General features: G+C 48.5%; 8 protein-coding genes. All 8 read left to right on the forward strand.

What is annotated here, in order from left to right; translation table 11 throughout:
• The first annotated feature begins 360 nt into the window (after positions 1 to 360).
• Positions 361 to 1,278, forward strand: a complete 918-nt coding sequence (locus tag AAH187_RS00535; RefSeq protein ID WP_342346477.1) for a carboxypeptidase-like regulatory domain-containing protein — start codon at positions 361 to 363, stop codon at positions 1,276 to 1,278.
• Between the two features lie 16 nt (positions 1,279 to 1,294).
• Entirely contained in the window at positions 1,295 to 2,215 is a 921-nt protein-coding gene (locus AAH187_RS00540; protein WP_342346478.1) for a carboxypeptidase-like regulatory domain-containing protein, read from the forward strand.
• Positions 2,212 to 2,889: a hypothetical protein gene (locus tag AAH187_RS00545; protein ID WP_342346479.1), complete on the forward strand. Its 678-nt coding sequence runs from the start codon at positions 2,212 to 2,214 to the stop codon at positions 2,887 to 2,889. Before AAH187_RS00540 ends, AAH187_RS00545 begins: the two co-directional genes overlap by 4 nt.
• Before the next feature lie 44 nt (positions 2,890 to 2,933).
• A complete protein-coding gene (locus AAH187_RS00550) occupies positions 2,934 to 4,277 on the forward strand; it encodes a HEAT repeat domain-containing protein (protein ID WP_342346480.1) in 1,344 nt (447 codons plus the stop codon).
• Positions 4,278 to 4,348: 71 nt separating this feature from the next.
• Complete coding sequence (locus tag AAH187_RS00555; RefSeq protein WP_342346481.1) at positions 4,349 to 6,358, forward strand: DUF255 domain-containing protein; 2,010 nt, start codon at positions 4,349 to 4,351, stop codon at positions 6,356 to 6,358.
• 302 nt (positions 6,359 to 6,660) lie between these two features.
• Positions 6,661 to 7,455, forward strand: a complete 795-nt coding sequence (locus AAH187_RS00560; protein WP_342346482.1) for a carboxypeptidase-like regulatory domain-containing protein — start codon at positions 6,661 to 6,663, stop codon at positions 7,453 to 7,455.
• Between the two features lie 187 nt (positions 7,456 to 7,642).
• Positions 7,643 to 8,620 (forward strand): methyltransferase, encoded by a 978-nt coding sequence (locus AAH187_RS00565; RefSeq protein WP_342346483.1) that lies wholly within the window; start codon positions 7,643 to 7,645, stop codon positions 8,618 to 8,620.
• A gap of 22 nt (positions 8,621 to 8,642) precedes the next feature.
• Positions 8,643 to 9,346 (forward strand): DUF420 domain-containing protein (locus tag AAH187_RS00570; protein WP_342346484.1); only part of this gene is annotated, 704 nt, incomplete at its 3' end.

The following is a 9,346-nucleotide window of genomic DNA, read 5'->3' on the forward strand; positions in this document are numbered from 1 at the left end:
AGAAATGGATGCTTTCTCGTTTCTGAGCAGGTCTCCATTTCCTCTCACAATGTCTATTGATTATTTTCAAATCATTTTTCTCTGAACGTCGTGAACTGTTCTAGGCTCAGAGGGTTTGAGTTATCAAAATGATTAGATTTGAATTTCCGACGATCCGAATGTGGTAGGGTGATATGAGAGAGTGGCTTACACAAAGAAAGCCCTCCAATCACTATGAGATGTCCGGATGAGTTTGTAAATGCTTGAGTGTCTCGTAGGTTGTGACTTGGAATACTTCCCGTTCATGGTGTTTTTGGGAGGAAGGCAGATATAACACATTGCTATGTATTGGTCGGCAGTGATGGGAAGGAGGGCGTTGGAATGATGATGAGAGTTATGGTGATCGTGATGTTCCTGATGATGGTGTCATCCATGGGGTTGGCCTATCAAGAGAGCCAGGTCAGCAATGGAGGGGCCATTCAAGGGCATGTCCGCCTTCTTGGTGAACCCCCAAGACCGATGGCGTTTAATCTCGTCACGATCCCGGATGCCGTATATTGTGGAAGAATTTCTACCGGCACAGGGTGGCGCATTGTTGAAGATTTTATTATTGGGCCACAGGGGTCGTTAAAAGATGCCGTGGTGATGGTGAAAGGGGTAGACAAAGGCAAACCGTTTTCTTTGCCAAAGGTGGAGGTTGAAGCGATTGACTGCGATTTTCTGCCCTTTGTCAATGTGTTACGCGACCAGGATGAAATAACCGTGATCAATATGGATCCGGTAGAGCATGATATTCAGGGATATGAAACCGCCAGAGAGCGAGGGGCCAGGGTACTGTTTAATCGTCCATTGCCCATGAACTCTTTTCATAATGTGGTTGGTATGTTTGGAAAAAACGTCCATACGCATCTGCCCGGAAAACCGATGATTGAAAAAATTCATTTGCGAAAAGGACGGGATGTGTTTGTCATGCAATGTGGATTTCATCCCTATATGTTTTCATGGGGATTAGTGGTGGAAAATCCCTATTATTCGATTTCCAAAGAGGATGGAGCCTACGAAATTCACGATATTCCTCCAGGAGAATATGAAGTGGCTGTCTGGCACCCTGGTATGAAATCCTATTTAGAAAAAACAGTTCGTGTGGAATCGGGAAAAACGCTGACATTGGATTTTCAATATGAGTCTCCCCAAGGGCGACGAAGCGTGCATGAAATGCAGGAGAATCCGCATTTTGGCCTTGAGCTGCTTGGGGAGGGCGTTGAGATTATACCGTCATTGCGGCGGCAAGTTCCCTGAGCAAATGGGGGTGATCATGAAAAAAAATCGAGTGGGAGGAATCGTCGTATTAGGCTTTCTCTGGGTCACTAGTTTACCCGCTTTCGCTTATGAAGTGATTGACGTAACGGGCGGAGCCACCATTGTCGGCACCGTGACCCTCAAGGGAGTTCCGCCTTCTCCTAAAGCGTATAACCTGGTGACGTTCCCCGATCCAGAGTATTGCGGCCGCATTTCGGATGGTCAGGGCTGGCGGCTACTGAAGGATTTTGTGGTGAATGATCGCAGTCAACTTCAAGGGGTCGTGATGGTGGTTGAAGGCGTCAGTTCCGGAAAACCCTTTTCTCTTTCTATTCCGAAGGTTGAAGCCCGGGACTGTCAGTTTCTCCCATTTACGACGGTGATTCGCGATGAGCATGGGATTGAAGTGGTAAATATGGATCCGGTCATGCATGATATTCAAGCCTATGAGACGTCGTTGAGCCAAGGGACACGGGTATTATTTAATTCTCCCCTGCCCTTTAATTCTCGGCATCAACGCGAGAATATCCACGCGACGCATGAGCATCTACCGGGGCAATCGTTGGTTCATCAATTTCAACTGAGCAAGGGACGTAAAACCTTTGTGATGCAGTGCGGGTTTCACGCTTTCATGGAAAGCTGGGCGGTTGTGGTGGATAATCCCTATTTCACCTTTACCAATGAAATGGGAGAGTATGTCATTTCGTCACTCCCGCCTGGAAATTATCGCATCCGGGCCTGGCATCCAAGTGTGAAGCACGAGCAGGTTCAGGAATTTATCGTTGAACCAAACCAAACCGTGAGGAGGGACTTTTCTTTGGAATCTCCCGTGGGTCGTTGGACGGCGCATACCATGCAATCTCCTCCTCGATTTACTGCTGGTGCGTTGGGCCACCCCGTTCTGATCGAGCCTCTGGTTGAACACCAAAGGCCATGAAATGGATAGATTTTTCCCTCCTTGTCTCCGCCCGAACTTGTGAAAAGAAATTGGTGGGCCTGGTTGTTTGTGCCGTTTTAGGAATGGTGCTTTGGTTCCCGCCAGGATGGGCCTTTGCCGGCTCTCCCCATTTCTCTAACCACAGCCCCACAGAATTTTCAGGAAGACTGATATGGAAAACAGGTGGACGTATTGCCAAAGCCCAGTTGTTTGTGAAAAAGGATCGCTATCGCATTGAACCGACAGGGGGAATTCGAACAGAATTAGGCTATGCGGGGGTCCTCATTGTTCGATTGAATGAGCAAAAAACCTGGTATATGTTGTCGCAACGGCGAATGATCGTCAGCGTTCCCTTAACTTTGGACTATTTGTTACCCCTTTCTGTCCAGTTGGAGGGAGAGACGAGTCGAACGGTTATTGGGGAATCTGTGGTAGGCGACCAACCTGCCCTGCTCTATGACGTGGAGGTCAAAGATCAGTTTGGCCAACTCGAACGGTATTTCGAATGGGTGGATCCTCAACGGGAAATTCTCTTGAAACTCTTAAGCCAGGATCGAGATTGGTTTGTGGAATATCATCATGTGGTGCTTTCTTCGCAACCAGATTATTACTTTGAAGCGCCTTTGGGCTATCGAATCATTGAGGCTCAGGAAGCCCCGGTTCGGAGAGGGTAGAAATATGATGTGGCTAGCAGATGGATGGGGGTAAATAAAAAAGAATGAATCGTTATCATGCTCTGTTCGTTCTCGGAGTACTCTGGATTCTCTCAGGTGCGGTTTGGGCAGAAGAGGCACATGAGGCAACGGTTGTTCAGGCGCAAAAAGCGTATGAGCAGGGTCTATTTCAACAGGTCGTTGACCTTGTGAAGCCATTACAAAAAGAGCCCTCCTCCCCCTCGCAGGTTTCTCGTTTGTACATTCTTGCCTTAGCTAATCTGGGAAAGACTCCCGAAGCCATTGAAACCTATGACAAGGAGGTTGGCGTAACAAAGCGGGAAGATGAGCCTTTGTTACGGCAGATGGCCATTGCCAGTATATTGCCTCTCCGTTCCGATATGCGGGAACAAATGCGAGGAGCGGCCTATACGGCGTTAAAGGAAATCGAATCTGATAATGCCGTGGAATATTTGGAAAAGGGCTTAACTGATGAAAACGGCATGGTTAGAGCATTGGTGGCAGAAGCCTTAGGGCAAAGAAAGGCCGGACAGCGTTCCAAGTTGTTTCGTGAGGCATTGACAGACGAGGCCGGTTTGGTGCGGGCAACGGTGCTGATCGGGCTTGGACAATCTGGAGATCTGGGTTTGGTGCCACTGATTGAACCATCGTTGAACGATGAGCAGCATCTTGTCCAAATTGCCGCCGCTAGAGCATTATATGAGTTGGGTCACAAGCAATACTGGTCCCGTTTGGAACAAGGTGCAACAAGCGAGGAAGGGTATGAACGGGGAGCGGCTATCCGTGCCTTTGGTGAATTAGGGGATCGTCGTGCGATACCGATATTGGAAAAAACTATTTCTGATTCTCAGCCCTCAATTCGTGCCGCGGCTATTGCATCCTTAGGGAAATTGAAGGCTCCTGAATCCTTACCGACTCTGAAAGCCATGTTGTTTGATCGTATTCCTGCGGTACGGAGTGTGGCGGCTTTTAGCCTGGGGTATTACGAACAACATCAAGTCTTAACCCCGTTAACCAGAGCCTTGGTCGATTCGAATTCGGGTGTGCAGGCGGCGGCTGTGGCGTCATTGCTAAAGACAGGAGCGCCCTATTCGGTGGTCAAGGATACCATTCAGCATCTCCTCAATGACCAAAATCCGGCCATTCGGTCTGGTGCGGTCAAAGCGCTCGGAAATGGAAAAGGTCAGGATGTTCTCAATGCTCTCATTGTGGCTCTTAATGATCCGTTGCCTCGTCCCAGGATTGGAGTATCCCGCGCACTGGGCCGTATTGGCGATCGCACCCTCTTGCCGACCTTAAAGCGCACCCTTCGAGATACTGATGAAGCGGTGCGGGTGACCGCCGCCGCGGCCATTGTAAGGATTTTGGATAAGGAGATAGGTATTTAACCTGTTTGGTTACTGCCCTGAGAGAGGTCTTCCTGAAGATGGACAGGTACGACCAGATAAAGGGTGTTCACATGTTTCTCCAAATTGTGCGGTTTATTGGGAACTGCTCCCCTCTCGGCCAATTCTGGCGCACGATCATCAAGTTCGCATTTGCCCCGGTGACTGAGGTTATGAATGACTCATGCCGTACCCGGGGAGATTACAGATTGTGGATGCTGGCTGGACTCAGTGTATGGCTCCTCGGCAGTCCCCTTCATGCTGAAATACGGCCTCATGTGGAGTCTGTCGACCATCCAATTATTCAATGGCATGAATGGGGAAATGAAGCATTTGAACGTGCGCAGGGCGAAGATAAATTAATTATTTTGGATCTCACTGCCGTATGGTGCCATGCTTGCCATGTGATGGACCAGACGACTTACGCTAACCCTCGTATCGTACAGTTGCTCAATTCCCAATTTATTCCTGTTCGGGTCGATACGGATCAGCGTCCAGATTTAGATGCTCGTTACCGAGCGGGAGGGTGGCCGACGACCAACGTTCTCCTGCCGACAGGAGAAATTATTTTTCAAGCGAACGCTTTGGGTTCTGAAGAAATGCAGGCCATGCTTCTTGAGGTGCAATCTATTTACGTAACGGACAAGGCTCTGTTGCTCAAGCAGGCCTCTCATCTATGGGACCGGGTACACGAGAAGGTTGAAGCCGGTCGTTCCAGAGGGAATGTATTTCAGGCGTCTATGGCAAAGCAAAGTGTGGACATGATGAGAGCCCAATTTGACGAGGTCAATGGAGGATTTCGGGATGCCCCTAAATTCTTTGAACCCGAAGCCATCCAGATGGTTTTTGCCTATGGCTTTTTTGAGGACGATCCTGAGTTACTCCAGATAGGATTGGATACCTTAAAAAAACAAGTGCGTTTACTTGATCCGGTTTGGGGAGGATTTTATCGCTATGCTGAACAAGCCGATTGGACCCAACCGCATTTTGAAAAGATGTTGTCGATTCAAGCTCTGAATCTTCGCAATTATGTCGAAGCCTTTCAACTGACCGGAGACCCTCAGTTTAAACGCATAGCCTTAGCGCTTATTGAGTATGTCTCGCGGTTTTTAACTGATCCGCAAACGGGATTGTTGTATGAAAGCCAAGATGCCGACGTCAGGGGAACTGAAGGGCAAGCTTTCATCTCTGGGGCCGAGTACTACTCTCTCAATGAGAGCAAGCGATTGGCCTTCGGTATCCCGAATGTGGACCAACGAATTTTTACAGGGAGTAATGCGTTGATGGCATGGGCCTATTTGCATGCCTCCTTGGTGTTGGAAAAAGGCGTGATAGGCGATTTGGCTCTTCAGATGTTGAACCGGATGTTTGAGGAGCGTTTTGACGTGGATAAGGGGCTTGTTCATGGCGAGACGGGAGACGAGCCCAGTCTTTACGGTTTATTGTCTGATCACACATTCTTTGGCCAAGCGTTACTCGAGGCTTTTAGAGTGACAGGGCAATATCAGTTTTTGCAAAATGCTGAAGCTCTTGCCGAAGTGAGCCAGCGGTTATTACAGGATTCCGCGAATGGGGGATTTTTTGATCATCCACAGATGCCGGGTCAATTGGGTCTTTTGAACTTCCCAACCAAACCGGTGAGGGAGAATCTTCAAGCCGTCCTCTGGTACCTTGATCTTTTTCATTTGACGGAGAAGCCAATGTATCGCTCCATCGCCGAGAACACGTTGCAGGCAATGGTCAATTCCCGGCAACCTCTCCCTCTCGCATTGTCAGGGTTGGCTATCGATCAGTGGTTTCGAATTCCCATTCATATTGCGGTGGTGGGAAATTTTGACGATGCAATGACCAAAGCCCTATTGTTGGAAGGCCAGCGAATGTTTTGCCCTGGAAAAATTGTGAAAGGGTTTGACCCAAAGAAAGGCCAGCCGAAATGGGGTGACATTATTTTTCCCTATGAGGAGCGACCCGTCGCCTTTGTCTGTACTGACCGGATGTGTTCGGCTCCGGTCTTTCATGCAGAGGTCATGGAAAAGAGTGTGGCTGACATGATGGCCGTGCTCAGGGACCCTGTACAAAAATGATGTGAGTGTGCTCAGATGCCCAGTTACTATTCTGTTGATTTTTACCGGGGATATCGTCTGATTAAAATCTTTCGTGTTTCAACGAACTAAAAGGCCTAAGGATTAGCACAAAGGACCTAGTTCTTGTTGGTTTTCTTGACACGTTTTTTTTATTCCTGATATATACGGAAGTAGGTGCTGTCGAATGATCCATACCAAGATCAGCTTTTTTATACCTGGCCGGGGTAAAACGGGTTGATCTTATCACGTTAGGTTGTTTTCCCACGTCAACTCAATTTTATTCTTAACTAGGAGGAAGAATCATGAGGAATCGTCAGTCTTTAACTATGTCTTTTTTGGTTGGCTGCATGCTTATGGCTGCCCCATTAGTCGCCCAGGCTGGGGGAACGATTAAAGGGAAAGTCACGTTTGCGGGAGCAGTTCCCCCACCGAAAGAATTTGCGTTTTCAAAATTTCCCAATGTGGAATTTTGCAAAAAAAATGAAAGTAAAAGCGCGGATGGGAATACCCGGTTGCTGAAGGAAGTGGAAGTGGATGGAAGCAAGGGTTTAAAGAATGCGGTGGTGGCGGTTACTGATATTGAAGACAAGGCTTTTTTAGATAAGGCAGGGAAAGATGCTCCACAATTGGTGGAAGCTGAGTTGTGTGAGTTTCATCCCTATACCGGAATTGCCGTGAGTAAGGGCCAATTTAAGGTCGTCAACAACGATGCCGATCCAAGCGACCCTAAGTCAGCAGAAGGCGTGTTGCATAACCCGCATAGCTTCGATCAGTTGGGTGCCAAGTCCAGCACGGAGTTTAATATCGGGTTAGCCAAGAAAGGCGACTCGCTGGATAAAAGTGTCAAGCTGAAAATGGCGAAAAAAGGTTCTGTGTTGCGGTTGCAATGTGACCAGCATGAATTTATGCAAGGCTGGTATCTGCCGGTGACCAATGCCCATTATGGTGTGGCTGGCGCGGATGGGACTTTTGAAATCAAGGATGTGCCTGCGGGGAAGCATAAGGTGAAGGCGTGGCATCCCATTGCAGGCGAAGTAGAAGCCGATGTGGATGTGAAGGATGGGGGAACCGTCGAAGCCAATTTCGAGATTAAATAGGTCTCACTCGATTGAGGCATAGGTTTTCTGTCAAGGGCAACTAGCCACGAGCTAGTTGCCCTTGTTTTTTTGTAGAGAAGCTTAGACAATTTTTCTGATCGTTCAGCATTTGACCTCGCAAAATGACCCCGTTAAGATCGACATCGAAAGTAATTTTTCATGTTGTATATTGAGTTTGAGGCCACGTGTGACTCGTGAATCATCACTCGCAGATATTTTCCAGATAGGTTATTACTGGGAAACCAAGATTCTCCTCACCGCTGTGAAGCTGGATCTTTTTTCAGCTCTTAGGGGGCAGTCTCTCACGGTCAATGAAGTCGCCGGTGTCTTGGATCTCAACGCACGGGCTTTGGAGTTGGTGATGAACGCCTTAGTGGCGATGCGTGTGTTAACGAAAGAAGAGAAGGTATATGCCAATACTCCCGTCGCTGAGCGACATCTGGTGCAATCAAGCCCAGAGTATGTGGGCCATTTATTATTGTTGCATGACGCTGAGTGGAGTCATTGGGGACAGTTGGAGCAGACAGTAAGAACCGGACGGTCACCCGTGACCCAACATGTTTTTGAAACGAATCCGGAGCTGGGGGCCCATGTGCTTACGGTCTTGGATCGGATCGGGCAGGGAAGTGGACAGGGATTGGCGAAAAGTGTCCCCATGCATGGAACGGTGCGAATGCTGGATGTTGGCGGTGGGGCTGGAACCAATGCCATTGCCTTTTGCCTGGAGCATCCCGGGTTGTCCGCTACGGTTTTTGATCTCCCGCAAACTCTGAAGGTGACCAAACAACATGTCGAGCGTGCGGGATTAGAAGATCGTATCCATTTGCAAAGTGGTAACTTTCATGTTGATGCGTTTCAGGGACCGTATGATCTTGCCCTCATGTCGGATATTCTGCATTATCAAGATGGCAGGGTGAATGCGGCACTGGTGAAGAAAGTATATGCCTGTTTGAATGAGGGTGGACGACTGATCATTAAAGACCGGTTTTTGGATCAGGCTAAAACGAGCCCTGCTTGGACGACAGCTTTTGCTGTTCATATCCTGGTGAACACAGAATGTGGTGAGTGCTTTACGATTCAGGAAAGTCGCCAATGGATGGATCAAGCCGGGTTTCGGGTTGTGGAAGAATTGGAACCGCGTGCCATGATTCAAGGCACGAAATAACAGAAGGGCATGGCACGAACTTATGGATGAGATGGCGGTATGGCTGAGAGAACCAGGATTTTTCGGGACCCATGCCACGGTTGGAGCGGATGTGAGCCAACTCATGGCAACGTTCTTTACAACCTTGTTTATTGTCGGATGGATCCAGGCGAGACAACATAAAACCGATCAGCACCATTGGCTGATGTTCGGTGGGATGATTGCCATGCTCGCCTTCTTTATCAGTTATTATTTGTTTCGCAGTCTGGGTGTCCTGGCCTTTGAGGGAAAGGAAGGCTTTGGCGGACCCCAGTGGTTATACGACCAGGTGTTTGTCCCTGTCTTGACCCTTCATATTCTCCTGGTCGTCATCGGCCTCGTGATGGCCATTTATATGATGGTGTTGGGTTTCCGATCGCAGACTTTCCTGGAAGGGAAGCGGGTTTTGAAGGATGCGGTTTTAAAGACTTCCGGACGACGCATTGTGATGATCCTGGGAGGAGTGACCACCATTGTCCTCCTATTTTTCCTGTCACGGGTGATGACGTCAGGATTTTCCATGGGGAAATTCAGTGTGTATCTTGGTCTTATTCTCCTCATTGCATTGGTGTTTGGCATTGAAATATCTATCCAGCGGATTTGGCCAAATGGGGCCAGACGGCATCGGGTGCTCGGACGATTCACCATGGTGATCTATTGTGTGCTGTTTGTGACCGGATCGTTTACCTATACGATGCTCTACATCCT

This window comes from uncultured Nitrospira sp., from assembly GCA_902500695.1.
Lineage (GTDB): Bacteria > Nitrospirota > Nitrospiria > Nitrospirales > UBA8639 > Nitrospira_E.